General features: G+C 50.2%; 23 protein-coding genes. 16 read left to right on the plus strand and 7 right to left on the minus strand.

Annotation, left to right across the window (positions count from 1 at the left end; translation table 11 throughout):
- The first annotated feature begins 10 nt into the window (after window positions 1-10).
- The 9 genes from infA (at window position 11) to dsbD (ending at window position 5,918) form a co-directional block, all read left to right on the plus strand.
- Complete coding sequence (infA, locus tag AC2UZI_RS01620) at window positions 11-229, plus strand: translation initiation factor IF-1 (RefSeq protein WP_486942082.1); 219 nt, start codon at window positions 11-13, stop codon at window positions 227-229.
- A 30-nt stretch (window positions 230-259) separates the two neighbouring features.
- On the plus strand, window positions 260-373 hold the full coding sequence (gene rpmJ / locus AC2UZI_RS01625) for a 50S ribosomal protein L36 (protein WP_003805360.1): 114 nt from the start codon (window positions 260-262) through the stop codon (window positions 371-373).
- Window positions 374-409: 36 nt separating this feature from the next.
- Window positions 410-775 (plus strand): 30S ribosomal protein S13, encoded by a 366-nt coding sequence (gene rpsM, locus AC2UZI_RS01630; protein WP_486942083.1) that lies wholly within the window; start codon window positions 410-412, stop codon window positions 773-775.
- 14 nt (window positions 776-789) lie between these two features.
- On the plus strand, window positions 790-1,185 hold the full coding sequence (gene rpsK / locus AC2UZI_RS01635; protein WP_486942084.1) for a 30S ribosomal protein S11: 396 nt from the start codon (window positions 790-792) through the stop codon (window positions 1,183-1,185).
- A gap of 11 nt (window positions 1,186-1,196) precedes the next feature.
- Window positions 1,197-1,820 (plus strand): 30S ribosomal protein S4, encoded by a 624-nt coding sequence (rpsD, locus tag AC2UZI_RS01640; protein ID WP_486942085.1) that lies wholly within the window; start codon window positions 1,197-1,199, stop codon window positions 1,818-1,820.
- 148 nt (window positions 1,821-1,968) lie between these two features.
- A complete protein-coding gene (locus AC2UZI_RS01645) occupies window positions 1,969-2,952 on the plus strand; it encodes a DNA-directed RNA polymerase subunit alpha (RefSeq protein ID WP_486942086.1) in 984 nt (327 codons plus the stop codon).
- A gap of 151 nt (window positions 2,953-3,103) precedes the next feature.
- Window positions 3,104-3,487 (plus strand): 50S ribosomal protein L17, encoded by a 384-nt coding sequence (rplQ, locus tag AC2UZI_RS01650; protein WP_486942087.1) that lies wholly within the window; start codon window positions 3,104-3,106, stop codon window positions 3,485-3,487.
- A 67-nt stretch (window positions 3,488-3,554) separates the two neighbouring features.
- Window positions 3,555-3,935, plus strand: coding sequence for a divalent-cation tolerance protein CutA (cutA, locus tag AC2UZI_RS01655; protein WP_486942088.1), 381 nt, complete (start codon window positions 3,555-3,557; stop codon window positions 3,933-3,935).
- Window positions 3,936-3,950: 15 nt separating this feature from the next.
- Complete coding sequence (dsbD, locus tag AC2UZI_RS01660) at window positions 3,951-5,918, plus strand: protein-disulfide reductase DsbD (RefSeq protein WP_486942089.1); 1,968 nt, start codon at window positions 3,951-3,953, stop codon at window positions 5,916-5,918.
- 96 nt (window positions 5,919-6,014) lie between these two features.
- Here the strand turns inward: dsbD and hemB are convergent, their stop codons facing one another.
- Both hemB and yihA read right to left on the minus strand, forming a co-directional pair.
- On the minus strand, window positions 6,015-7,034 hold the full coding sequence (gene hemB / locus AC2UZI_RS01665) for a porphobilinogen synthase (protein WP_486942090.1): 1,020 nt from the start codon (window positions 7,032-7,034) through the stop codon (window positions 6,015-6,017).
- A complete protein-coding gene (yihA, locus tag AC2UZI_RS01670; protein WP_486942091.1) occupies window positions 7,031-7,654 on the minus strand; it encodes a ribosome biogenesis GTP-binding protein YihA/YsxC in 624 nt (207 codons plus the stop codon). Before yihA ends, hemB begins: the two co-directional genes overlap by 4 nt.
- 162 nt (window positions 7,655-7,816) lie before the next feature.
- On the opposite strand from yihA, the gene AC2UZI_RS01675 reads away from it, so the two are divergent.
- The 4 genes from AC2UZI_RS01675 to AC2UZI_RS01690 all read left to right on the plus strand — a co-directional run bounded on the left by AC2UZI_RS01675 (window position 7,817) and on the right by AC2UZI_RS01690 (window position 13,630).
- Window positions 7,817-8,512, plus strand: a complete 696-nt coding sequence (locus AC2UZI_RS01675) for a c-type cytochrome (RefSeq protein ID WP_486942092.1) — start codon at window positions 7,817-7,819, stop codon at window positions 8,510-8,512.
- Between the two features lie 320 nt (window positions 8,513-8,832).
- Entirely contained in the window at window positions 8,833-10,812 is a 1,980-nt protein-coding gene (locus AC2UZI_RS01680; protein ID WP_486943690.1) for a cytochrome c biogenesis protein ResB, read from the plus strand.
- A 14-nt stretch (window positions 10,813-10,826) separates the two neighbouring features.
- Complete coding sequence (gene ccsB / locus AC2UZI_RS01685) at window positions 10,827-12,185, plus strand: c-type cytochrome biogenesis protein CcsB (protein ID WP_486942093.1); 1,359 nt, start codon at window positions 10,827-10,829, stop codon at window positions 12,183-12,185.
- A gap of 470 nt (window positions 12,186-12,655) precedes the next feature.
- On the plus strand, window positions 12,656-13,630 hold the full coding sequence (locus AC2UZI_RS01690) for a nucleotidyl cyclase domain-containing protein (protein WP_486942094.1): 975 nt from the start codon (window positions 12,656-12,658) through the stop codon (window positions 13,628-13,630).
- Here AC2UZI_RS01690 and AC2UZI_RS01695 read toward each other — a convergent pair.
- The 4 genes from AC2UZI_RS01695 to AC2UZI_RS01710 all read right to left on the minus strand — a co-directional run bounded on the left by AC2UZI_RS01695 (window position 13,614) and on the right by AC2UZI_RS01710 (window position 20,641).
- A complete protein-coding gene (locus AC2UZI_RS01695; protein WP_486942095.1) occupies window positions 13,614-16,574 on the minus strand; it encodes an EAL domain-containing protein in 2,961 nt (986 codons plus the stop codon). The genes AC2UZI_RS01690 and AC2UZI_RS01695 overlap by 17 nt on opposite strands.
- Window positions 16,575-16,770: 196 nt before the next feature.
- Window positions 16,771-18,039: a diaminopimelate decarboxylase gene (gene lysA / locus AC2UZI_RS01700; protein WP_486942096.1), complete on the minus strand. Its 1,269-nt coding sequence runs from the start codon at window positions 18,037-18,039 to the stop codon at window positions 16,771-16,773.
- A complete protein-coding gene (gene lptM / locus AC2UZI_RS01705) occupies window positions 18,036-18,191 on the minus strand; it encodes an LPS translocon maturation chaperone LptM (protein WP_486942097.1) in 156 nt (51 codons plus the stop codon). Before lptM ends, lysA begins: the two co-directional genes overlap by 4 nt.
- 2 nt (window positions 18,192-18,193) lie before the next feature.
- Window positions 18,194-20,641, minus strand: coding sequence for a penicillin-binding protein 1A (locus tag AC2UZI_RS01710; RefSeq protein WP_486942098.1), 2,448 nt, complete (start codon window positions 20,639-20,641; stop codon window positions 18,194-18,196).
- A gap of 121 nt (window positions 20,642-20,762) precedes the next feature.
- Between AC2UZI_RS01710 and AC2UZI_RS01715 the strand changes: the two genes are divergently transcribed.
- The 3 genes from AC2UZI_RS01715 to AC2UZI_RS01725 are packed head-to-tail and all read left to right on the plus strand — an operon-like array spanning window position 20,763 to window position 23,583.
- Window positions 20,763-21,371, plus strand: coding sequence for a shikimate kinase (locus AC2UZI_RS01715; protein WP_486942099.1), 609 nt, complete (start codon window positions 20,763-20,765; stop codon window positions 21,369-21,371).
- Window positions 21,371-22,447: a 3-dehydroquinate synthase gene (gene aroB / locus AC2UZI_RS01720; RefSeq protein WP_486942100.1), complete on the plus strand. Its 1,077-nt coding sequence runs from the start codon at window positions 21,371-21,373 to the stop codon at window positions 22,445-22,447. The genes AC2UZI_RS01715 and aroB overlap by 1 nt, the downstream gene beginning before the upstream one ends.
- 11 nt (window positions 22,448-22,458) lie before the next feature.
- The gene (locus AC2UZI_RS01725; RefSeq protein ID WP_486942101.1) at window positions 22,459-23,583 is read left to right on the plus strand and encodes a deoxyguanosinetriphosphate triphosphohydrolase; all 1,125 of its coding nucleotides are present in this window, start codon (window positions 22,459-22,461) and stop codon (window positions 23,581-23,583) included.
- A 73-nt stretch (window positions 23,584-23,656) separates the two neighbouring features.
- Here AC2UZI_RS01725 and uvrA read toward each other — a convergent pair whose 3' ends face one another.
- Complete coding sequence (uvrA, locus tag AC2UZI_RS01730) at window positions 23,657-26,500, minus strand: excinuclease ABC subunit UvrA (protein WP_486943691.1); 2,844 nt, start codon at window positions 26,498-26,500, stop codon at window positions 23,657-23,659.
- Window positions 26,501-26,607: the final 107 nt, after the last annotated feature.

Consider the following 26,607-nt stretch of genomic DNA (forward strand, 5'->3'; position numbering starts at 1 on the left):
ACGAACAACGATGGCAAAGGACGACGTCATACAGATGCAAGGGGAGGTCATCGAAAACCTCCCGAACGCAACCTTTCGTATCAAGCTAGAAAATGGCCACGTGGTGTTAGGCTACGTTTCAGGCAAGATGCGTATGCATTACATCCGGATTCTACCGGGTGATAAGGTCACGGTGGAGCTCACGCCCTATGACCTATCCCGAGGCAGAATTGTATTCCGCTCTAAATAGCGGCCGGTAACAGGAAACTAGGAGTCAACCATGAAGGTAATGGCATCAGTAAAGCGGATCTGCCGCAACTGTAAAATCATTAAACGTCATGGCGTGGTACGTGTAATTTGCACCGATCCACGTCACAAGCAGCGTCAAGGCTAATAGGCCGAAACGCAACCGATTTAACAAGGAACAACCATGGCCCGTATTGCTGGCATAAATATCCCGCCGCATCAACACGCCGAAATCGGTCTTACCGCGATTTTCGGCATTGGTCGCACCCGCGCTCGTCAAATTTGTGACGCCTCGGGTATTGAGTATTCTAAAAAGGTCAAAGACCTTAGCGACGCTGAGCTGGAAAAAATTCGCGAACAGATTTCTCAGTTTTTAGTTGAAGGTGACTTACGCCGCGAAGTTCAACTATCTGTGAAACGTCTAATAGACTTAGGAACGTATCGTGGCATGCGCCATCGTCGTGGACTGCCAGTGCGCGGTCAACGTACTCGTACAAACGCTCGTACCCGTAAGGGACCACGTCGCGCTGCGCAGTCCCTGAAGAAATAATCGAGGAATAGAAGATGGCTAAAGCTTCTGGCGCATCGCGCGCTCGTAAGAAAGTTAAAAAGAATGTTGCGGACGGGATCGCTCACGTCCAAGCTACATTTAACAACACAATCATCACCATCACTGATCGTCAAGGCAATGCATTGTCTTGGGCGACCTCTGGTGGCGCGGGCTTTAAAGGTTCGCGTAAATCGACGCCGTTTGCCGCACAGGTCGCCGCCGAAGCGGCTGGTCGCACTGCGATGGAATACGGTATCAAAAACTTGGAAGTACGCATCAAGGGCCCAGGCCCTGGCCGTGATTCGTCGGTTCGCGCTTTGAATGCACTGGGTATTAAAGTAACCAGCATTGCAGACATCACGCCGGTTCCGCACAACGGTTGCCGTCCACCCAAGCGTCGTCGTATCTAAGGGGAAGCTAAGTGGCTCGTTATATTGGACCTAAATGTAAACTCTCGCGTCGCGAGGGTACCGATCTCTTTTTAAAGAGTGCTCGCCGTTCACTGGATTCCAAGTGCAAACTTGAATCCCGTCCTGGTCAACATGGTCGCACCTCCGGTGCTCGTACCTCTGACTACGGCTTACAGTTACGCGAAAAGCAAAAACTTAAGCGTATGTACGGTGTGCTAGAAAAGCAATTCCGTCGTTACTTCTCAGAAGCTGAGCGTCGTCGTGGAAACACAGGTGAAACGCTGATTCAACTTCTAGAGTCTCGCTTAGATAACGTGGTGTACCGCATGGGTTTTGGCTCTACACGTGCCGAAGCTCGTCAGTTGGTTACACACCGTGCTATCGAAATCAATGGCCGTACTGCTGACATCGCTTCGATGTTGGTTAAGCCCGGTGATGTGGTTTCGATTCGCGAAAAATCTCGCGGTCAAGGCCGTATTAAAGAAGCGCTTGATTTAGCTTCCAGCGTAGGCCTGCCACAGTGGGTTGACGTTGACAGCAGCAAATTAAGTGGCGTATTTAAACAAGTTCCAGATCGCGCTGATGTAGCCCGTGATGTGAACGAGTCACTCGTTGTTGAGTTGTACTCACGTTAATACGTAGCTGCTTTATTGCCAGTTCGCTACTCACACCCATGGCTTCTTAAGTCGATGGGTGTGAGTGGTTTTATAAAACGGTCTTTGTACCGGTTTTTCCATCAGCCTTATCGGTGTAACGAGCCGAGGGTATTGAGAAGGAATTTAAATGTCTCAAGGTTTTCTAAAGCCGCGTTCCATTGAAGTTGAACCCATTAGCAAAAATCATGCACGGGTCATTATGGAGCCGTTTGAGCGTGGTTACGGCCACACTCTAGGTAATGCATTACGTCGTATTCTGCTGTCATCCATGACAGGTTACGCACCGACTGAAGTTCAAATCACGGGTGTGGTACACGAATACTCGACGCTGCCAGGTGTACGTGAAGACGTTGTTGATATCATGCTGAACTTGAAAGGCGTGGTATTTAAATTGCACAGTCGTGAAGAAGTTACGTTGACGCTAACTAAGTCTGGCGCTGGTCAGGTTTTAGCAAGCGATATCGATCTTCCCCACGATGTAGAGATTATTAACCCTGATCACGTTATTGCTCACCTAAGCGAAGAAGGTAAGCTAGAAATGACGATCAAGGTAGAACAAGGCCGTGGCTATGTGCCTGGTAATGTTCGTGCGTTATCCGATGATCGCCAGCACACGATTGGTCGTATTGTGCTAGATGCGTCATACAGCCCAGTGCGTCGTGTTAGCTATGCGGTAGAAAGTGCTCGTGTAGAGCAACGTACTGACTTAGATAAGCTGGTGCTCGACATCGAGACTAACGGTGTATTGAACCCCGAAGAGGCAGTTCGTCAGTCGGCTCGTATTTTGATGGATCAAATTTCTGTGTTCGCAGCATTGGAAGGCGCAGAAGATCCGCTCGAGACACCTGAGCGCGCTACACCTCAGATTGACCCTGTGTTGTTACGTCCTGTAGACGATTTAGAACTCACCGTTCGTTCGGCAAACTGCTTGAAAGCCGAAAACATCTACTACATTGGCGATCTCATCCAGCGTACAGAAAACGAATTACTCAAAACGCCAAACTTGGGTCGCAAGTCCTTGAACGAAATCAAGGAAGTGCTTGCTGCACGTGGTTTGACATTGGGTATGAAGTTAGAAAACTGGCCGCCTCTAGGTTTAGAGCGTCCATAATCGTTCCGATTGGGGCTTTTAATACCTTATTAAAGTGTGTTATAAGTCCCATTCCCTACTTGGCCCGCAGTGCAAACTGATAGAAGAGCCAATGGGGGGTAACGGAATATTTTCCGTTCAAATAAGATTTATTTTTTTTAGGATAGTTATCATGCGCCATCGTCAAGGCCTACGTAAGCTGAATCGTACCAGCAGTCACCGTCTCGCTATGTTCCGTAACATGGCAGTGTCCCTCATTACTCACGAAGCGATCAAAACTACATTGCCTAAAGCAAAAGAGTTGCGTCGTGTCGTAGAACCCCTCATCACGCTAGCTAAAGAGCCTACCGTTGCAAATCGTCGTTTGGCCTTTGCTCGTTTGCGTGATCGTGATGCGGTCACTAAACTGTTTAATGATATCGGCCCACGCTTCCAAGAGCGTAACGGTGGTTACACACGTGTATTGAAAATGGGTTTCCGTCAGGGTGACAATGCACCCATGGCGTTCATGGAATTGGTTGATCGTCCAGAAGCTCAGGAAGACGCTGCTGAATAAGCACACGTTGTAGTAAGACCAGAAAACGGGCCTATAGGGTCCGTTTTTTTTTGAAGGCTACTTCCCTATGTCCAATGAACATCATTTAAGCGCTTTGAGCGCGCTAAGCCCTGAATCTGTCGTGATGGTGTTTAGTAATGCGCCCGATACCTTAACAGCGAAACGTATCGCTCATTACGTAGTCGAGGAAGGTTTGGTGGCTTGTGCGAACCTTGGCGCAGCTTCGTTGTCTATGTACATGTGGCAGGGTGACTTAGAGGGGGCCTCTGAGATACCACTTACGTTTAAAACCACGGTTCGTCGTATTGATGCACTACTGACTCGCATTACCCAACTGCATCCTTACGATGTCCCTGAAGTGCTTGTGGTGCCCGTGGTTGCAGGTTTAGATACCTATGTGCGGTGGGTGCAAGATGAAACGGCTGCTACGCCCACGTCAAAAGACTAATACTAGGATGTATTCATGCAGTCAGAAGTACCTCAGCAACGCTGTTTGTCTCGTCTCGCTTCACCAATCCTAAGCTCTGATGCGAGCTCTTGTGCGCGGCCTGTGCAGGCTTTGTCGTGCGATGCACTGGTGTTGTCGTTAAGGCGCTTCTTACTGCTTTTGCTTAGTGTCTTCGTTTTTGCATTACCTCAGGTGGCCCACGCGGGCGATGAGTACGATTACCTTGACCCTGAGGATGCCTTTCAGTTAAGTGTGGCAATGGCCACCGATACGCAGTTGCACGTGCATTTCGCGATCGCGCCCGATTACTACATGTATCGCGATCGTTTTGGGTTCGAGGCAAAACCCAGCTCTGATTGGTTGGGTGATCCTGAGTTCCCCCCAGCGAAGTTTGTTTACGATCCAAATTTTGATGAAACCATGGCGACCTATAGGCGTGAAGCCACCGTCGTGGTTCCGCTTAAGCGGGGATCGGCATTGCCATTAACGTTGGCCATTACCAGCCAAGGGTGTGCGGACGCGGGCTTGTGTTATTCGCCTATCGTTAATGAAATAACCCTTACCCCTACTGCTTCGGGTTACGAAGTGGGGGGTAAATGGGCGAAAAGTGATGTGCCAGCACCGTTAACAGAAGTGGTGCAAGAACATACGCGCTCTACGATGTCGAGTGTGTTTAGTGCGAATGACATGGGGGTAGCGCAATACTTAAACGACGCCAGCTTTTTGCAGGTGGTGGGTTTAAGTTTTGTGTTGGGGTTATTGCTTTCGTTTACTCCGTGTGTGCTGCCAATGGTGCCTATTTTGCTGGGCATTATCGCCGGACGCTCGAAAGATCAGACCTTAAGTCGACGCAAAGGCTTTGCGTTGGCCTTTGTGTATGTGCTGGGCGTGGCGTTGGTGTATTCCGTGCTGGGGATCAGTGCGGGGTTGGCGGGTGCCAGCTTGGCGATGTGGCTACAAAACCCTTGGGTACTTAGCATTTTTGCTGGGTTGCTTGTGTTGCTGTCACTGTCGATGTTTGATGTGTATCCGTTGCAGGCGCCGGTGGCATTGCAATCACGTCTGCAAGGGCGCATGCGTCGCCTTTCCGGTGGACGTTATGGCGGCGTGTTCATGATGGGCGTGCTCTCTGCTTTCATCGTTGGGCCGTGTGTCGCAGCGCCTTTAGCAGGTGTCTTGCTGTTTATTTCGCAAACCGGTGACATTTGGCTGGGTGGGTCGGCGTTATTTGCCTTGGCTTGGGGTTCCGGCGTTTTGTTGTTGGTATTGGGGGCCACCTCTGGCGGTTTGATGCCTAAAGCAGGGGCGTGGATGAATGGCGTCAAGCAATTCTTTGGGCTACTTCTGTTAGCGACAGCATGGTGGATGCTGTATTCGGTCGTGCCAAGTGCAGCTTTTGTGATGGGTTGGATCGTTTTGGCGCTATGGGCAGCCATTTTGCTGGGTGCGTTCACTACAGCGCCAGCGTCTCATCCTTTAATGCTGTTATTACGTGCTGTGGGCCTGCTGTTGGCGTTTTGGGCTTTGGCCCTGACGTTGGGTCTAGCCAGCGGCGGTCGTAGCGTTATAGCGCCGTTAAAACACCTAAGCATAAGCGGAACACAAAACGGTGCCGCCGTTGTAGCGCCAACTTTTATGCAAATCGACTCAGTGCAGGCATTAGACGAGGCACTAGCCCGAACCGATAGGCCTGTGATGTTGGATTTTTATGCGGACTGGTGCGTGTCATGCATAGAGATGGAGAACTTTACCTTCACCAATTCCACGGTTGCACGTCAGATGTCGGGCATGTTGTTATTGCAGGCTGACGTTACCGCGAACACCCCAGAGCATCGCGAGCTTTTGCAGCGATTTAACTTGTTCGGGCCACCGGGTATTTTATTCTTTGATGCAACAGGCCAAGCATTAAGCCAGCATCGTGTCGTGGGATTTCAGTCTGCAGAGCGGTTTTCGGCAATATTGGCTGAAGTTAACGGTAGTTAACCATCGTGCCCCTGACTTTGACTTTTGTATTTCGTCAGCCCTAATGCGGTGTGTTGTAGCACCGCATTAGGTTTCTGTGTCGCGCTCTGACAGCAATTAGCCGTTTTGCTGTTTTAGCAATTTGGCGGCTTCAATTGCAAAATAAGTAAGTATGCCGTCAGCACCTGCACGTTTAAAGGCCAGTAGTGATTCCATCATGACTTTGTCATGGTCCAGCCACCCGTTAGCAGAGGCGGCCTTGATCATGGCGTATTCTCCACTGACTTGATAGACAAAGGTAGGCATACCAAACGCGTCCTTAACGTCACGCAATATATCCAGATAAGGCAGGCCTGGTTTCACCATGACCATGTCGGCGCCTTCGCGTATGTCGGCGGCGACCTCACGAATGGCTTCGCTTCGATTGGCGGGGTCCATTTGATAGCTGGCTTTATCTGACTTACCTAAATTACTGGCCGAACCCACCGCATCACGAAATGGTCCGTAAAAAGCGCTGGCATACTTAGCCGAGTAGGCCATGATGCGCGTGTCGATACGTTGATTCTCGTCGAGAATGCTTCGTATGGCACCGACGCGGCCATCCATCATGTCGCTAGGAGCCACGATGTCGACGCCTGCAAACGCTTGAGTAAGCGCCTGACGGCGTAGTACGTCGACGGTGGCTTCATTCAACACGTAGCCGTTACTGTCGATGACACCGTCTTGTCCGTGACTGGTATAGGGGTCAAGGGCCACATCGGTCAAAATGCCCAGTTCAGGGAAATGCTTTTTTATCAGCGAGACGACGCGTGGGATAAGGCCGTCTGGGTTGGCCGCTTCGTGTCCGTCTGGGCTTTTTAACGAAGGGTCAATAGAAGGGAACAGAGACAGCACGGGTATGCCCAGTCTCAAACATTCTTCAGCCACTGCCAAGAGGGTGTCTGGCGAATAACGGTACACGCCAGGCATCGAATCAACGTTTTCCTTAACGTTTTCACCTTCACGCACAAAAACCGGATAAATAAAATCGTCGGTGGTGACAATGTTTTCACGCACTAAACGACGAGTGAAGTCGTCGCGACGATTGCGTCGAGGACGGCTATGAGGAAAATTAACGGTAGGCAAAAATTGAGTCATGGGACAACCTTTGGAGAGATCCAGTTTTCAATGTAGTGGGATGCTTCTTCAATACCGATGCGATGCGTCGCAGAGAACGGTAGAGCGTGCATCGGGCCGATGGCGGCCAGTTGCTTGCGTGTGGCGGCGACGGCTTGTACGCGCTTGCCATAGGCGAACTTGTCCGCCTTAGTGAGCAGCACAAGCAATGGTTTGCCCGTCGGGGCGATCCAGCGGGCTAGCTGCAGGTCAAGATCGGTGACCCCGCGGCGTATATCAATCATTAATACCACACCTGCTAGCGAGCTGCGCAGCCTAAGGTAGCTGCCCAGTACCAGATCCCACTCTTGTTTTTCTTGTCGGCCAACAGCAGCATAGCCGTAGCCGGGAAGATCCACCAGATAGCCCAAAGTGCCTTCTGGATCGAGGGGGTCGGGGATGCCAAACATATTAATCAGTCGAGTACGTCCAGGCGTTTTGCTTGAGAAGGCCAGACGACGTTGATTGGTTAATACGTTAATTGAGGACGATTTGCCCGAGTTTGAACGGCCAACGAAACAAATCTCAGGAGGCCCTGGAGGCGGCAGCTGCTCTAGCTTTGCCGCTGAAATAGTGAAGGTGGCGCGATGTAATATTGACATGGTTACGGCATTTTTCCGATTAAGTGCAAGCTGTATTGTATAATTGTGCGATTTGAAACAGTAACGTCGTATTGCCTGCAGCATTTTGTTGACAGGTTGCGGCGGGTTTGGCGGAGGCGCATGTTGCCGCACTCCGGTTGAATCGCGATTGTCGAGGACTACATGAAGCGCGTGCTTTCCAGATTCGTTATCGCCAGCAGCCTAGTAGCAGGCTGTTCCGTATTTACTCTAGCTCAGGCTACTGAAGTAGCCAAACCAGATGCTGCGAAAGGCGAGCAGCTCTACATCAACGGCGAAATGTCGCGTGGCGTACTGGCCTGTGTCACCTGTCACGGTGATGCCGGAAACAGCACCATCGGGGCAAATCCCAACTTGGCGGCCCAACCGTTCGAGTACTTAGTGAAGCAGTTACACGATTTTCGCCCCCGCGACGCAGAAAGACCAGCGACGCGTTTGGGATTAAACGGTGCGCCTCCTATTATGGCCAGTATCGTTGCCAACATGACAGAAGAGGAAATGCGTGATGTTTCCTTCTATTTGTCGCAGCAAAAGCTCGATTTAGAGATCGCGCCCAAGGCTGCAAATGAAGATACCGTTGCTCGCGGGCAACAGATCTGGCGTGGCGGCTTACCAGAACGCGGCGTGGCTGCATGTGCAGCGTGTCACGCGCCTAACGGAGCCGGTATTCCGGGTCAATACCCACGCATTGCAGGACAATACGCCTCGTACATTTCGGAGCAGCTAAAATTGTTCCGCAGTGGTGATCGAGCAAATGGTCCAATGATGCACGATATCGCTGACCGCATGAACGACGCTGATATTGAAGCCGTTTCCGATTACGCTGCAGGTTTGCGTTAACGCAATACCTTAAATCTGTGTCATGCGTATGCTTGCTGTAAGGGTAAGCATACCGCGGCGGTTTCGTTTTATGCGGCAAAAGCTCCTCGACGAGGAGCTTTTGCACGTTTACCGTTTCTGATAAATCGCGTGCGACTTTTCAGCTTGTATCGGTCTAACGCCTCGTTTTTGTCTTTCTTGCTACATGCCGAGAACCTTTATACGGCAGTGCTGTCCAACATCGGCAACGATTCATCTATTTCTCTTAAAGCGATCCTGTGACTGTAGCTTCTCCAACACGCCGAATTAGTGTCGACGATTTGTTTGAACTCTTGGGTTCAATGCGTTTCGCCATTAGCTTATTGATGTTCATTTGTATAGCCAGCATTATTGGTACGGTGTTGGCGCAAAACCAGTCGATGAATGTCTATATTGATCAATTCGGGCCGTTTTGGGTTGATTTATTCGACCGCTTCTCCATCTGGTCTATTTATAACAACTGGTGGTTCTTGCTCATTATGGGCTTCTTGGTGGTGTCGACCACCCTATGCGTTGTGCGCAATGCCCCGAAAATGTTGAAAGATGCTGCGTCGTTTCGTGAGTACGTTCGCGGCAGTAGCTTACGGGCCTTTCCGCATCGTGTTGAGGTCAAAAATGCCAACAGCAGCGAGAAAAACGCCACTGATATCCAGCAGTGGCTAAGTGCTAACGGCTATAAGTACAAAACACGCGAAGACGATGACGGCAGTTTAATGTTGGCTGCAAAAAAAGGCAGTAGCAATCGTCTTGGTTATATCTTTGGGCATGTGGCGATTGTGGTCATCTGTATCGGTGGCCTGATGGATAGTGAACTTCCCGTAAAGCTGCAGGTATGGCTGGGTGGGAAAACGCCCATTACCGAGAACATGCTCATTTCAGAAGTACCGCCCGAAGGGCGCTTATCGGTTAGTAACCCCAGTTTTAGGGCTAATATGTTGGTCCCCGATGGCGCGCGCACGGCGACAGCGGTAGTGAACGTTGATGAAGGGGTACTGGTACAACCTATTCCTTTTGTGCTCGAACTGAAGCAGTTTCTGATCGATTATTACTCTACAGGCATGCCAAGCAGCTTTAAAAGCGAGGTGGTTATCACCGACCCCGAAACGGGTGAAAGCTTTGAGCAAGTCATCGAAGTCAATGAACCCTTACGTTATAAAGGTGTAACGGTGTATCAGTCGGGTTTTGATGATGGTGGCTCAACCTTAGAGCTTCTGGCTTATCCCCTTGATGGTTCTAGTAGCCAGTCGTTTGCGGTTAACGGTAAAGTCGGCGAAAACACGCGTTTTGCTATTAATGATCAGGGCGACGAAGTAACGGTTAACTTTACCGAATTACGCATTATTAATGTAGAAGACCTAAGCTCTGGCGAACCTCAGCCCAAAGCCATGATCGAGCACGTTGCGGCCGTAACCGGCAGCGCGGCAGGCAAAAACAACGATAATTTGAAAAACGTGGGGCCAAGTGTGCATTACCAACTGATTGGTAATGATGGTCAAGCGCGTGAGTACACGAATTACATGCTGCCGATCGAACTCGATGGTTTTCCTGTGTACTTAATGGGCATGCGTGTTTCGCCTAACGACGGCTTCCGCTATGTACGCATTCCCGTCGATGAACAAAACTCCATGAACGAGTTTATGCGTTTGCGGGCAGCGCTTACTGAACCTGCATTGGTGAACGAGGCAGCCTTACGCTTCGCGCAGCGCAACGGCGATGAAACCCCCGATTCGCTTTTACACCGGGCAGCTCGAAACGCCTTACATGCTTTTGCTAACGAAGGGTTTAACGGCCTAGTGCAAACGGTACCAGCTGAAGATAGGGAAAAAATACTGGGCTTTACGGTGCCTATGATTCAGCTTTCTTTGATCGAGTTACGCGACATTGTGCGCGAACGCGCGAACGAAGAGGCCGTGGTTTATGCAGGAGAAGAAGGGATACGTGCTCAAGAGTGGGTGCAGTTAAGCCTTTTGGCTCTGGCAAACTTACCCGATTACCCCGCGCCAGTTATGCTGAATTTGCGTAATTTTGACCATGTACAGGCTAGCGTCTTTCAGGTCGCTCGTAGCCCTGGAATGTATATTGTGTATACCGGCTCATTATTCTTAGTTATCGGTGTCTTTACGATGTTCTATGTGCGTGATCGCCGTATTTGGGTTTGGATTCGCAACGACGATAAGCAGGGCACTACCATGCTAGCTGCTATGACCTCTCAGCGTAGAAATCTTGATTTCAATCGCGAGTTCGACCAGTTTAAACAAAGCTTTCAGCGCTTGTCTGCATAGCGAGGAAATTACCCATGTCTGAATCAGCAATGCTCTCTCAATCGACGACGTGGCAGTCGAATATGGCGGCCAGCGGAGACTCCCGCGGTGTCCGTGGACGTCCGCAACTTAGCGATTACCTGTTTTTTATCTTGTTATCGCTTGGCGCCGCTTATGCGTTATATGCCTACAGTGAATACATGGATGTCTATGAAAAAGGCATTCTGATCAGTGCCGTTCCGCTCTTGGCATGGATGGGCTGGTTGTGGCGTCCCTTACGTACCATTATGGTGCTTACTGGCGCCACGGCGCTATTTGCGATTTGGTTGTATAGCGTTGATGGCAACTTGTTGAATGGCGATATTGCCAAGTCTGAACAGGTTTTCTTATTACGCTATTTACTGTCCTCGCAGTCAGCTATTTTATGGATGTGTGCGTTATTTGTGCTGGCGACGGTCTGTTATTGGATCGGCTTTGCTAGCACGACCGCGGCATGGGTAGGCTCTGCTATGACGTGGGGTGCCGTGTATGCCGGCATTACAGGAATGCTGGTTAGATGGCGTGAAGGGCACTTATTAGGCCCCGATATCGGTCATATTCCCGTTAGCAACCTTTACGAAGTTTTCGTCATGTTTGCGCTGATTACGGCCTTGTTTTACCTGTACTACGAGCGTCGCTATGCAACCAAAGCCTTGGGTGGCTTTGTGCTGTTGGTGATCACCTCATCCGTTGTCTTTTTGTTATGGTATTCCTTCACACGCGATGCGCATCAGATTCAACCCTTGGTGCCAGCGTTGAAAAGTTGGTGGATGAAAATTCATGTCCCCGCTAACTTTATTGGTTACGGTACCTTCGCTCTGGCAGCGATGGTTGGTTTTGCCTATTTGGTGAAAGAGCACGGCGAAACCAAATCCTGGGCAAAGCTGACTCCTTTATTTATTCTTGGGGTCATTCTGTGCGCCGAACCCATGATCTTTGGCTCTCGAGAGCTCTCCATGACTTGGATGCTGTTCTTCGGCATCAGTGCTCTGATTGTGGGGGCAATTCTGGCACTGCGTGGGCCCATTTCTAAACAATTGCCGTCGTTGGAAGTGCTTGATGACATCATGTACAGAGCCATCGCGGTTGGCTTTGCCTTCTTTACCATTGCCACCATACTTGGTGCCCTATGGGCAGCGGATGCTTGGGGGGCGTATTGGCAGTGGGATCCCAAGGAGACGTGGGCATTAATCGTTTGGCTGAACTACGCAGCGTGGCTACATATGCGCTTAATGAAAGGTTTGCGTGGCTCGATGGCGGCTTACTGGGCCTTGCTAGGCTTAGTGATCACCAGCTTCGCGTTTCTGGGCGTGAACATGTTCTTATCGGGCTTGCACTCGTATGGCGAGTTATAAAGTAGTTCGTTAAAACGTTATACTTTTGGCTTTCAATGGCGCTCTACTTAACATAGAGCGCCATTTTTGTTTCTTTTATTGACAAACTATCAACGAAATACGTTGTTTTAAACGGATATTTCGTATTGTTTTGTAGTTATTGTAAAGAAATGTCAATGAAACGTTAATTACTGTTAAGAGTCCTTCGGCGCTATAACCGCGCAGCTTTTTACCCTATTTGTAGTGGTCTCTACTCTTATTCTTTAATTCAGTAGTGTATTACGCTTGTGGTAAGGCTCATCGACGCTGTCTATACTACGCTTTTCATTAACAATTTCATAAACTTACCCTGATCAAATCATTAACGTTATGTAAAAATGAGCATTAGTTTATGAGTGTTATGAAATGTATCTATAAAGAAAAACATCGTTAGCTCTCCTAAACAAAAAGCAAATAATAAAGCTGGTTTCGCAGTTAATGGGGGAAGCCTTATGCATTTACAAAACGCTGCCAGAGTTCAGTCAAGCGTTCTGCCTCAGGTGGTCGGCTTGGCCACTGAAACGTTAAATGTTTATCTCAATATGTTGCAACGAAGCTGGCCTCTGGAGGGGTGGGCAGTGTTGCAGAAAGTCAGGGATGACTACCGTTTATTGACGTCGCTGGGCTGTTTTAGGGCACTGTGCCCAGATAACGGTTTTGAGCAGTTGCTGCATCAACACTGGGGAGGTGCTGCCGGTTACGATGATTATGTGTATCGGCCGCTGCTGGAGCAGGAAACGGCTAGTTTACGTAGCCAGACCGATGAGGTGCTGCACGTGAAGTACCTGTTTCGTGTGGCATTGCACGACACCAAAGGTGAAGTTGTTGGGCAGTTAATGGGTGCCTGTGCTGACTTACCTTTTTATCGATGGTCGACCTTGTGCGATCACGTTGCAACCTGCATCACGTCAATGGCGCTTATGGTGGCATTGCTTGATGAGTTAGGGGCCGCAGAGGTCAGTTTAGCTGCGATTAAAAATGCTTCTTTTTACGATGCAGAGTCGGGTGTTTTGAATCGTGCGGGCTGGATCTATCAACTAAACATATCTGAGACCGCCAATCAGGTTCAGTCGAATAACCACACGAGTATTTTCGTTGTACGTTTGCCGGAGGTCTTTCAACACTCGGACAACTTAAGCGTACGCGACGTAGCCAGTCTTATTAAAAGCTTAGTGCGCGGTGAAGACGTTGTAGGGCGTATCGAGAAAAATACCTTCGCGATTATTGCGACACACGGCAATGCTTTTGTCACTCAACGACTGCAGACGCGTTTGGCTTATACCTTGGGTTGTGATGACGACGAGGTGGGCGTAGGCGCAGCAAGTTGCGAAGAAGGTGCTACCTTAAGTGCTAGGATGCAATTAGCCCTAGAGCGAGCCAATGAGGCCATTGCAGCGTCGACGTCAGCATCTAAGCAGGCGGCGTAGTCGGGCCAGTGGTCAGACTATGTTGGTTAATAAAATGAATCACTTTGGGCTCTGCTACTAAATCACGAATATCGGTAGCTTTTAGTATTTCAGCGGGTGATCTAGCGGCTGAGACCACGAAGCCTTGCACATAATCCACCTTAATTTCATGCAAAATGGCTAAGGTTTCGGGGTCTTCCACCCATTCAGCAATACTATTCATACCCAAATTACGAGCGAGCTCTACGATGGTGCGGACGATAGCAATATTGGTGTCTCGTCGCAACATGTCTTTGATAAGAGCACCATCAATTTTGATGGCATCGGCTGGTAGCTCGCGCAAGTAAGAGAACGAGGTGTAACCCGCACCGAAGTCGTCCAAGGCGATACGAGCGCCCATTTTCTGTAGGCGCTTCATAAACTCACGAGTACGTTCTAGGTCGTGTAAGGCAACGCCTTCTGTGATTTCAATGCATAGACAATGATTCAAGTGCTCGTAACGCGCAAGAATAGCAAAGAGGTCATCAATGAAGGTGTCTTCGTTCAGGGATACGCCACTGAGATTAATGTTGATAAATTGTGTACGTTGAAGTTGAGAGTAGTGTTTGTCTAACCACTCTAAGGTTGCGCTAACGACCCATTTATCAATAATTGAAATGGTGCCACTTTCTTCGGCAGCAGCGATGATCTTTCCGGTGGGTATCAGTTTGCCTTTAGAGTCGCAGACCCGCAGCAAGATTTCGAAGTTCAAGCTTTCAAGGGGTTGGTTCAGCGCCATAATAGGCTGCATTTCAAGATAGAACGCACTGGAAGAGCCGTCTTCTAATTCTTTAAATAAGCGTAGTTCTTCGGCGTGATCGTGCAGTTCTTGCGAGTCGCGTTTGTAAACGACAATAGGGGTGGGCTCACGTTGAGCATCGCGGCATGCTCGATTGGCAGCGGAGAGCAAATCGTCGGCTTTGGCATTGGCCGACACCTCAACTAAGCCAATGGAGCTTTGTAAATTAACGCTGCGATTACCAATCTGTATCGTTTGCTCGTTCAGTATGGCAATGATTTCTTCTGCGGCTATTTTTGCTTCTTCTGCAGAGCAGTTGTTAAACAGAATAACAAACTCGTCTCGACCTAGACGCCCCATGTCTTGATGGGGCTGCAACAGGGTGCCGATGCGTTCACTTACCTCGCGCAACAGGGCGTCGCTGGCGGCACGGCCATAGGTGCTGCTTACCTGTTTAACGTGATTCAAGCTTAAGTAAGCCAAAACGCAGTTTTCACCGTTTTTAGAGCGTTCGAGTGACGCAGCGAGTGCTTTTTCTACGCCCCGGATATTCAGCACATTGGTCACTGGATCGTTATCAGCCATCACTTGCAGTTCTCGCATGGCTTCGGCCTTCGCGTTGATATCGCGCAAAGAGCCTTCGATGTGGTCATCGATGCGTACCGCTCGTAGCCCAAAATAAAGGGGTAATACGTCAGGGCTATTCTTGATCGTTAAGCGGGTAATTTCTGTTTCATTGCCGTTTAACGATTGTTTAATGACGTTTTCCCAGTCTACTTCGGGGAAAAATTCAGTCCAATGTCGGGGCAGAAGGTCTTGTGCGCTAAGGCCGATTAACTGCTTAAACGCCGTATTGGCGTCTTCTATTTCTTCAGCGCTATTAAGACTAAATAAGCCGATAGGGATCAGGGTGTCGTTAGCACTGCCTTTTTGTCTAGCACGTAAATTAGCTTGGTAGTCGCTGTATATTCGGTCGCCAATGGCCATGGCGATGAGCAGGTTCGAAAGCAGTAATGCCACCACACCGTTTAAGATATCGACAAAGTGAGTGCGTCCAGTGATGCTTAGTAGCGTGCACGAAATAAGTAAACAAATGGCCATGCTAACCAGCACAAGATGCCAGAACCGTATATTAACGGCGTGCCTACTTTGTAGGCGTAATGTAATGATGGCAACGCAGGTGCTTAAGCCAGCTACCGCTAAGCCCCATATCAATGGGATAAATAGCGCAGCACTGAGGAAAAAGGAAGCCACAAATAAGGTGCAACCTGATATAAGTAGCGCCTGACGAACGCGAGCTAGTGGTAGTGGCCCGAGGGTTGATCGTAATAATTGTGTTAGTAGTACGTAGCTGATTAAGAAGTGAGCGGCTAGGCTAACGTTTCGGATAAGGGGAAGCCAATCGGTAGGAATGGTGTAGCCCAGCCATTGGGCATCCCACCCTAAGGCCATGAAACCCACGCGTAAATTACCAATCAGCCAAGCCGATAAACTTAGGTAGAGCAGCTGTTTATTGGTGATTGCCAGAATTAATAGAAAGGATGCCAGAGCGAGCAAACCGCCTTCTAGTAGGGCAACACTACGCGCGCGTTGAGTCTCTGCGACAAAGAGGTTCGCCGTTTCCCATTCTTCGACTTTGAAAGAGGGGCCCGAACCGTGGTTAATATTACACAGAATGTCAGCGGGCAAAGACGTGGCGCCAAGGTTCAAGCGATAAGAGTGGGGTAGCGTGGATCGTTTGAGTGTTAAGGCTTGTGTGGTCGAAACCCCGTCGTGAGTGTGAATAGCGGTACACCGTAATGGCGTTGGGTGTTGAGAGCTAATTCGGAAAGAGTGTCCGCTAGATTGATGTTGATCCGAAACGCTGAACACCGCCCAGACCCTGCGCTGCTGAGCAGCGGCTGAAGGGGGAGAGGTTTGTTTAAGTAAGGTCTGAGCCGCTAAACGTGCGTCGTCGTTTAAGTCGTTGAATGACATGACGTGCGCAGGCTGCACCTGCCCCATTACGTTGGGAAAGCTGTTGGGTAAACCGAAGATAGCGACGACAGACAGCAATATGAGAGAAATAGGGAGCAAGACGGCGGTAAGAATGTGCGTGACAAACTTAATACCGTCGTATTTGCTCTTACCATCTTCCCTGATATTGCTGAGGGGCACACCGTTGGCGTTGGTACCGTAATTAATCATTTGTGTTGGTAGCCTTATTCACGGTCTTAAGAAGGGGTCTGCTTTCTTAATGTGCAGTGAAAAATGAATATTGCTGACACAACTGGCTTATTGCGCGACAAGACGCAACAAATTAACCATTGTTAACTATTAACGGTAGGGTGTGGCTATTCTTTAAAAAGAATAAGACCTGTCTTTTAGGTCTTATTCCAAGGTTTTAAGGTAGAAGGCGTTCGGTAGCAAAGAGACTGGTTAATTCTTCTCTAGGGCGAACTAAGTGCACGGAGTCTTTATCGACCAGTACTTCGGCGGCACGGGGGCGCGTATTATATTGACTTGACATGGTGAAGGCGTAAGCCCCAGCGGACATAATCGCCAATAAGTCGCCTTGTTCAAGTTGAAGGTCGCGGTCGCGGGCTAGCCAGTCACCACTTTCGCAAATGGGGCCCACGATATCGTAGCGAGCAACCGCTTGAGTGGCAGAATTGGCTTTAACCGGCTCTACGTCATGCCAGGCGTCGTAAAGAGTGGGGCGAATCAGATCGTTCATGGCCGCATCTACCACGGCGAAATTCTTAGTTTCGCTTTGCTTTAGGTATTCCACGCGTGTCAGTAAAACCCCGGCGTTTCCTACCATTGAGCGGCCTGGCTCAAGCACAAGCTGCAAATGAGCTAGATTGCGTTGATCAAGGGCTTTAAACACTTCGCTAAGTAGCATGGTGGGTGTGGCTGGGGTTTCGTTTGTATAACGAATACCTAAACCACCACCGATATCCAGATGGCTCAGGTGTATGCCATTGGCAGCGAGCCCGTCGATGAGGTCTAGCAATTTATCGAGAGCGTCAAGATAAGGGCTGATTTCAGTGATTTGGGAGCCAATATGACAATCGACCCCTTTAATTTCTAAGCTATCTAACGTAGCGGCGAGCGCGTAGACTCTGGGTGCTTCTTCGATGGCAATACCAAACTTATTATCTTTTAAACCCGTTGAAATATAAGGGTGAGTATGAGCGTCAACATCTGGGTTCACACGCAGTGAAATGGGGGCCTTGATGTTTTTTTGCGCGGCAATTTCTGCAATACGAAGCAGCTCGCCTTCGGACTCGACATTAAAACATTTGATCCCTGCCGTTAATGCGGCTTCGATTTCCCAGCGTTGTTTCCCTACGCCGGAAAACACCACTTTTTTAGGGTCGCCTTTTGCGGCAATAACTCTAGCCAGTTCGCCACCCGACACGATGTCAAAGCCCGCGCCGTAACGGGCGAATTCGTTCAAGATTGCCAGATTAGAGTTGGCTTTCATCCCGTAGCAAACCAACACATCGCGTCCTTGTGCTGCCACGGCGTAGCTTTCCCACGCATCTTTTAGGGCATGACGAGAGTATACGTACAGTGGAGTACCGAAATCAGTCGCCAATTGTTCGAGCGATGTTTCTTCGGCATGCAGAGTATCGTTTTTAAATTGGAAATGCGGGGCAACAGTCATGATGTGAACGACACTAAAGTAAAATCGGTGCTATCGGTCTTTGCTGCCGTATCAGGCAAGGTTAGCGGCCCTTTATAGCCGCAACCACTTAGCGCAACGACCAGAACAGTGAGGATGGTTAATTTAAGGCGTAGCCGAGGCGTGGAGTGCATGATTAGGGCTCGATAAAGCTGCGCTGAATTTCTTCGAGGGCTTTATTATCATCTGGCTGGCCACGTAAGCCTTGCAAAATGTTGGTAATGCCATCGTTTGGAATATGCTCAACGATTTGATCCATGGGGCTTGGTAAGCCGACGCGCTCAATGGCTACCCCAGGCGGAAATTCGTTGTAGTAATAGTCACCGTTAATACGGCTTAGGCCATCGGGTATCGGACCTAAGGGTACCTGCGGCTTGCCGTCTAAGGCTTCGCGCATGTAGTTAATCCAGATCGGCATGGATACCCCGCCACCGGTCTCGCCTGAGCCCAATGATTTGGGTTGATCAAAGCCCATCCATGCAATACTGACCAGATCAGGCGTATAGCCGGCAAACCAGGCGTCGTGCGAGTCGTTAGTGGTACCGGTTTTTCCACCAATATCGTTACGCTTAAGAGTGGCGGAGGCTCGTGCAGCCGTACCGGATGTGGCAACACCACGCAAAAGGTCGCTCATGACGTAAGCCGTACGCGGGTCAATGACTTGAGCTTTAGCGTCACCGGCAATCACCGGTTTAGAGCGCATGATGATTTCACCTTGGCTGTCGGTAACGTAATCGATGAGATAGGGCTGTACGCGATAGCCACCGTTGGCGAATACCGCGTAACCGCCAGCCAGTTGTAAAGGCGTAACACTACCTGCACCTAAGGCTACGGGCAGGACGGGTGGCTGACGTTCGCGGTCGAAGCCAAAGCGCGTGATGTAATCTTGTACGTACTGAGGCCCAACGGCTTGCATGACACGAATGGATACCATGTTTTTCGACTTGTATAAGCCTTGGCGCATGGTAAGCATGGTTTCGTAGGTATTACCGTAGTTTTTAGGCGACCATGGACGGGACCCTGTTTGCTCACGGGTTAGGTGGAAGGGGGCGTCCGAGATTTGTGTTGCTGGGGTCAGGCCTTTTTCTAGGGCGGCTGCGTAAACAAAGGGTTTGAAAGCAGAGCCGGGTTGGCGCCACGCCTGCGTGACACGGTTGAACTTGCCGTCTGAGAAGTGGAAGCCGCCGACCATCGCTTTAATTGCACCGTCTTGCGGGGCAAGCGAGACTAAGGCTGCCTGAACGGAGGGCATATTGATGACCTCCCAGTAGTCGCCGTTATCGAATAAGTAGACCACGGAGCCCCGTGAGATACGTACTTTTTCGTTAGCGTTAGCGGTTAGCCCGCGTGCCACAATATTCAACGCCCGCTTTTCGCTAATGTCGATGACTTCATCGACACTCAGCGCAGCGGTAATCTGGGTTGGGCTAGCGGAAAGCACCACCGCTGACACGAGGTCTCCGGTATCAGGGTGCTCGCGCTGCACATTCGCTAAGATTTCACTAAAGGACTCGGGATCATTTTCGATGCCTTCGGGGAGGTTTACTCGACCTTCAGGCCCGGGGAACGGCATGCGTTTGGTGTAATTCAAAATACCATCGCGCACGCTTAAATACGCGGCTTCTTGGTCTTTAGAGTGCACCGTGGTGTAGATGTTGAAACCGCGGCTGTAGATATTGTCTTTGTACACACCATGCAGTAACTGACGCGCTAACTCGGCTACGTAGTCACCATGTATAGCGTACCCCCCAGCAGGGGTACCGGGGGCAGAGCGCAAGATAATTTCTTGTTCAACGGCTTGGTCGTACTCGGCTTGCGTGATGTATCCCAAATCAAGCATACGGTGCAATACGACCAGCTGTTGACGCTTTGCCTCGTTGAAGTTGGCAATAGGGTTATAGCGAGACGGCGCACGAGGAATACCGGCAAGCATGGCGGATTCGGCTAAGGTAATTTCGGTAAGTGGTTTACCAAAATAGGTTCGCGATGCGGATGCAAAGCCGTAAGCGCGGTGACCTAAGAAAATTTGATTCATGTAAAGATCAAGAATTTGATCTTTACTTAGCATGGATTCAATTTTGAAGGTTAGCAGTAGCTCGTAGAACTTACGCGTGTACGTTTTTTCGGACGACAAATAGAAGTTACGGGCCAACTGCATGGTGATCGTGCTGGCACCTTGCGATTTGCGCATGGTGGCGATGTTGGTCAGCGTTGCACGGGCTACACCACGTAGATCAATGCCGCCATGTTGGTAAAAACGATCGTCTTCAGCTGCTAAAATAGCCGATTTCATGACGTCAGGAATTTCTTCGAAACGCATGACGTTACGGCGCTCTTCACCGAACTCACCAATTAACACCTTATCGGCGGTATAGACGCGTAACGGTACACGCGGCCTATAGTCGGTCATGGCCGTAAGGTCTGGTAAATTAGGCCAGGCTAACGCTAATGCGAGAGACAATAGTAATATGCCGCACAGGCCTGCGCCGGCGACAATAGCAATCAGCTTAAAGAAAAAGCGTGCTAGCCAAGAACCCGTGGATTGTTCGGGGCGTTTATGCGAATTTTGGGCAGAGGAACTCATTGCAGGTGATTTTAAGCCCAATGATGTGAAGACTTCGAATTGCGCATTAGGTTTATGTAACCAAGTAATTCAAATTAGTGGTGTGCCTACCAAATGAATAGGCTAATGGGATAATACACAAATGACAGACTCTTTACCTTTAGATCGAATGCAAGTTGAACCGTTATCCCCGCTTTCTGAGGAATCACTTCGACTGTTATCACAGCCGGGATTACAGTCTGTGTTTTTAGTCGGCATGATGGGTGCAGGTAAGACTACCATTGGTAGACAACTCGCAAAAGCACTTGAGCGCCAATTTGTCGATCTGGATCACGAGCTAGAGGCACGTTGTGGTGTTAAGGTGTCGGTCATTTTTGACATTGAAGGCGAAGAAGGGTTCCGTAGGCGTGAGACTGCCACCCTAGACGCTTGTTCCCGTCAGACGAGTATTGTACTTGCAACAGGGGGTGGAGCGGTACTATCGGCGGAAAATCGTGCCTTTTTAAAACAACGCGGCGTGGTGGTTTATTTACGAGCTAACGCTGACGAGTTGTTTAGACGTGTTGCACGAGACAAAAATCGCCCGCTATTACAAACTGAGAATCCCCGTCAGCGATTGGGTGAGCTGCTGGCGCAGCGCGAGCCTTTATACGAAGACGTGGCTGATATAGTGTTTGATACGGGTAGTGCCCCAATTTCGACGGCGGTACGTAATTTGTTGTTGTTATTAAAAGAGAAAAAGGTCGTTTGATGAGTATCGTGCATGTTGACACCCCAGGGGGCTCTTATCCTATCTATGTGGCCGTTGGACGTTTAGATCAGTTAGATCAAAGTGTGCCGGCCGATGTGACCACGATTGCATTGATTAGCAATCCCACCGTCATGAAGCTCTATGGCGAGCGTATACAGGCTACGCTTGCGAAAACGGGAAAACGCGTGATCGAGGTTTCGATCCCCGATGGCGAGGCATACAAAAACGGTGAGACCTTAAACCTTATTTTTGATCGCCTATTAGGCGAGCGCCTAGACCGCAAGGCCTTAATCGTGGCCTTAGGCGGGGGCGTGGTCGGCGATATCAGTGGTTTTGCAGCGGCGTGTTTCATGCGTGGTATCCGCTTTTTGCAGGTTCCAACCACGCTGCTGTCTCAGGTGGATTCCTCAGTGGGCGGCAAAACGGCTATTAATCACCCGCTCGGTAAGAACATGATTGGCGCCTTCTACCAGCCTATTGCCGTTGAAATCGACATTCAGGTGTTAGAGACCTTGCCCGATAGGGAAATTGCAGCGGGTCTGGCTGAAGTGATCAAGTACGGCATGATTACCGATGCGGCCTTTTTTGACTGGTGTGAGACCAACGCGCCGGCTTTGGCTGGGCGTGATGTCAAGGCGCTTAGTTACGCTATCGAGCGATCTTGCGCTATTAAAGCGCAGGTGGTGTCTCAAGACGAGCGCGAGTCCGGTTTGCGCGCCATTCTTAATTTTGGCCATACGTTTGGCCATGCGATTGAGTCTGGCCTTGGCTACGGCGAGTGGTTGCACGGTGAAGCGGTAGGTTGCGGCATGGTGATGGCCGCAGAGCTGTCGGCGGAAGTGTGTGGTTTGGATCGTGGTAGTGTAGAGCGTGTGCGTGCCTTAGCGAAGGCAATCACCTGCCCCATCGAGCCCCCTCAGTGGCCTGCCGAGCGCTGGATTCAACTGATGGGCATTGATAAAAAGGCAGAGGGCGGTCAATTGCGGTTTGTGGTGATGCCTCGCATCGGGGAGACCCATGTAGAAACGGTCAGTCCCGAGGTGGTAGCGAAAGTCATCCAACGTTTTAGTACTTAGGAGAAAAATTTATGGCGTCACTCGCGGTCTATGCATGTCATCCAGAACAAAGCCGAGGTAGACGCCATCGCGAAGCGGCGCCAGTGGGGCGAAATGCCTTTCAGCGAGATCGTGATCGTATTATTCACTGCAATGCGTTTCGTTTGCTTGAGTACAAAACGCAGGTGTTTATCAATCACGAAGGTGATTTGTTTCGCACACGCCTCACCCACAGTATCGAAGTGGCACAAATTGCGCGTTCTTTGGCGCGTAATTTGCATTTGCATGAAGACCTTATCGAGGCCATTTCGCTGGCGCACGACTTAGGTCACACACCTTTTGGACATTCTGGGCAAGATGAGTTGAATGTCTGTATGCGCGAATTTAGCCCAGAGGCAGGGGGCTTTGAGCACAATCTACAAAGCTTGCGCATTGTGGATACGCTTGAAGAGCGTTACGCGGCGTTTGATGGTTTAAACCTTTGCTTTGAAACACGCGAAGGCATTTTGAAGCACTGCAATCTTAAACATGCCCGTCTACTGGGCGATGTAGGAGAGCGCTTTCTTCAGCGCCAAGAACCCTCGTTAGAGGCGCAAATTGCTAATTTGGCCGATGAAATTGCTTACAATAATCACGATATCGACGATGGCTTGCGATCAGGTTTAATCAGTATCGAGCAACTGCTTGAGGTCACTATTTTTGCTGAGCATCATGAAGCGGTGCTGAGTAAACACCCCAACGTTGAACGTAAGCGTCTTATTGCTGAAGTAGTAAGGTTAATGATCAACACCTTCGTGCAAGACCTTACCCGTACGACTCAAGATAGGATAGACCACGCCAAACCGCAAAGCGTTGATGAGTTACGTCAAGCAGGGCCGTTGGCCGCTTACTCTGATGAGATGCGAGAAAAAACGATCGAGCTTAAGCGCTTCTTACACAAAAATTTATACCGGCATCATCGGGTATTACGCATGATGTCTAAGGCGCGTCGTATTGTTCGAGAGCTATTTGTGGCATTTTTAAACGAGCCGCAGTTGTTAGCCGCCGAGCACAGACGAGACGACCCCATTGAGCAAGCCCGCGCCATTGCTGATTACATTGCAGGCATGACTGATCGGCATGCCATTCGCGAACATCATCACCTTTACAAAATGTAGGGGTGAGCCTTAACGAATACCGCCCGAGCCGCTTGGGTCTGAGCGGGCTCGGGGGCGTGTATCGCACGGGCCGCTACGCGGGTTCTTGCAATAAGGGTAGCAATGCTTTTAAGTAGTGTCCGGTATGACTTTGAGGGCATTGAGCAATGGCTTCAGGGGTGCCCTCCTTAACGATTTGTCCGCCTGCGGCGCCACCTTCTGGGCCCATATCAATGACCCAGTCGGCCGTTTTAATCACGTCCAAGTTGTGCTCAATGACGACAACCGTATTGCCGGCGTCTACCAGTTTGCGCAGCACCTCAAGCAGCAACGCAATATCTTGAAAGTGTAAGCCGGTAGTGGGTTCATCTAGCACGTACAAAGTGCGTCCCGTACTACGGCGAGAAAGCTCTAGTGCTAACTTGACGCGTTGCGCTTCCCCGCCCGAAAGCGTGGTTGCACTTTGACCTAAGCGTAAATAAGAAAGCCCGACATCCATTAGCGTTTGAAGCTTACGCGCAATAGCGGGCACCGCATCAAAGTACGGTAACGCTTGCTCTACAGTAAGGTCTAGCACTTCGCTGATGGTCTTGCCGCGATAGCGGATGTCCAGAGTTTCACGGTTGTAGCGAAGGCCGTGACAGACGTCGCAAGGCACGTACACATCGGGTAGAAAGTGCATTTCGACTTTAACTACCCCATCGCCCTGACAGGCCTCGCAGCGGCCCCCTTTTACGTTAAAGGAGAATCTGCCTGGGTCGTAGCCTCGGACACGAGCCTCGGGGACGCCAGCGAACAGCTCACGGATAGGGGTAAACATGCCGGTGTAGGTGGCAGGGTTACTGCGTGGTGTGCGGCCGATGGGGCTTTGGTCTACGTTAATGATTTTATCGAAATGCTCTAACCCCTCAAGGCTTTCGAAGGGGGCGGGTTCGGTTTGCGCACGATGTAAGCGCTGGGATACGGCTGTGGCTAAGGTGTCGTTAATAAGGGTGGACTTGCCTGAGCCTGATACCCCTGAAATACACACCAAACGCCCGGCGGGGATACGCAGGGTAACCGACTTCAGGTTGTTGCCCGTGGCTCCCTTGAGCGTTAAGTAATCAAGCTCGTCGGAGATAGGACGGCGCTTGGGAATACCAATGCTTTGTTGACCGCTTAAGTATTGTCCGGTTAGGGATGCGTTATTGGCCAGTACGTCGGCGGGCGTACCTGAAGCGACGACTTGGCCGCCGTGTTCGCCCGCGCCGGGGCCCATATCGACCACAAAGTCAGCGCTACGGATCATGTCTTCGTCATGCTCAACTACAATGACGCTATTGCCCAAGTCGCGCAAATGCTTCAACGTTTGGATCAACTTGTCGTTATCACGTTGGTGTAAGCCAATAGAAGGCTCGTCTAGCACGTACATTACGCCCGTTAAACCCGAGCCAATTTGGCTGGCAAGACGAATACGCTGAGACTCGCCGCCAGAGATGGTGTCGGCACTGCGGTCTAACGAGAGGTAATTCAAGCCCACGTCGTTAAGAAACTGCAGTCGGGCCTGTATTTCTTGAACAATGCGATCGGCAATCTCTTTCTTAGCGCCGCTAAGCTGTAAGGTCTGGAACCAGTGTAAGCAGTCGGCCAGAGGCAGGGCTTCGACCTGATAAATGGCTTGGGGATCGTTTTCCCCTAGGAGCACATGACGAGCTTCGGTACGTAGGCGGGCACCCTCGCACGCGGGGCAGGTACGGGTTCGACGTAATTTAGCGAGCTCTTCTTTTACGGCCGACGATTCGGTTTCACGCCAACGTCGTTCAAGGTTGGGAATAACGCCTTCAAAAGCATGGGTTTTAACGGTGGTTTTGCCTTTTTCATTTAAATATAAAAAGGCGATTTCTTCCGTACCGGAGCCATACAAAATACGTTCTTGAGTGACCTCATCCAGAGACTCAAAGGGGGCTTCGATGTCGAATTCGTAATGCGCGGCTAAGCTACTGAGCAAGGTATAGGTAAAGGCATTACGTCGATCCCATCCACTAATGGCGCCGCTAGCCAGACTTAGATCAGGAAAGGCGACGACGCGCTTAGGGTCGAAGAAATCAACATGGCCTAAACCACCGCAGTCTGGGCAGGCCCCGGCTGGGTTGTTAAAGCTGAACAACCGAGGCTCGAGCTCGGACAAGCTGTAATCGCAGGCGGGGCAGGCGTAATGGCTGCTAAATAAAAGTTCGCTCTGTTCGTCAAGATTAAGCGCAATGGTGCGCCCTTGAGCCAGATTTAACGCGGTTTCAAAGCTTTCTGCTAAGCGCTGGCTGCTTTCGGCTTTAACGCGTAATCTGTCGACGACGACATCAATGTTGTAGGGCTGGTCAGCAGCAGGCGCTATCGCATCGTCAATGCCGCTGGTGACGCCATCAACGCGCACTCGCACAAAGCCCTGTGCTTGCAAAGCTTGCATGCGTTGCTTGAAATCGTCAGTGACGGCTCGTGCGACGGGGGCTAAGATAGAGAGCCGAGTTTCTTCCGGCCAGGCCAGAATTTGGTCTACCATTTGGCTGACGTTAAGGGCCTGTAATGGAAGTTTATGCGTAGGGCAGTGCGGTGTGCCGACGCGGGCGTACAATAGCCGTAAGTAGTCGTGAATTTCAGTCGTGGTCCCCACCGTTGAACGGGGGTTATGCCCGGCTGATTTTTGCTCTATAGAAATGGCCGGCGATAACCCTTCGATTAAATCAACATCGGGTTTGTCCATGAGCTGTAGAAATTGCCGAGCATAAGCCGACAAGCTTTCTACGTATCGACGCTGGCCTTCTGCGTAAAGTGTATCGAAGGCTAAGGAGGATTTTCCTGAGCCAGATAGACCTGTAATAACGACGAGCTGTCGTCTTGGCAAGTCGATAGACAGGTTTTTTAAATTGTGCGTGCGGGCGCCCCTGATGCGTATCGCTTCCATCTGAGTCGGGTATCGGATCTTTTTAAAAGGCAACTTGCTACTATAGCGCGCTAGCCCAGCTTATGTGCCAGAGTGAGTGAGCCTAACTATGTATCAAACCGTATTTT

The sequence above is a fragment of the Paenalcaligenes sp. DL 463 genome (genome assembly GCF_057475185.1).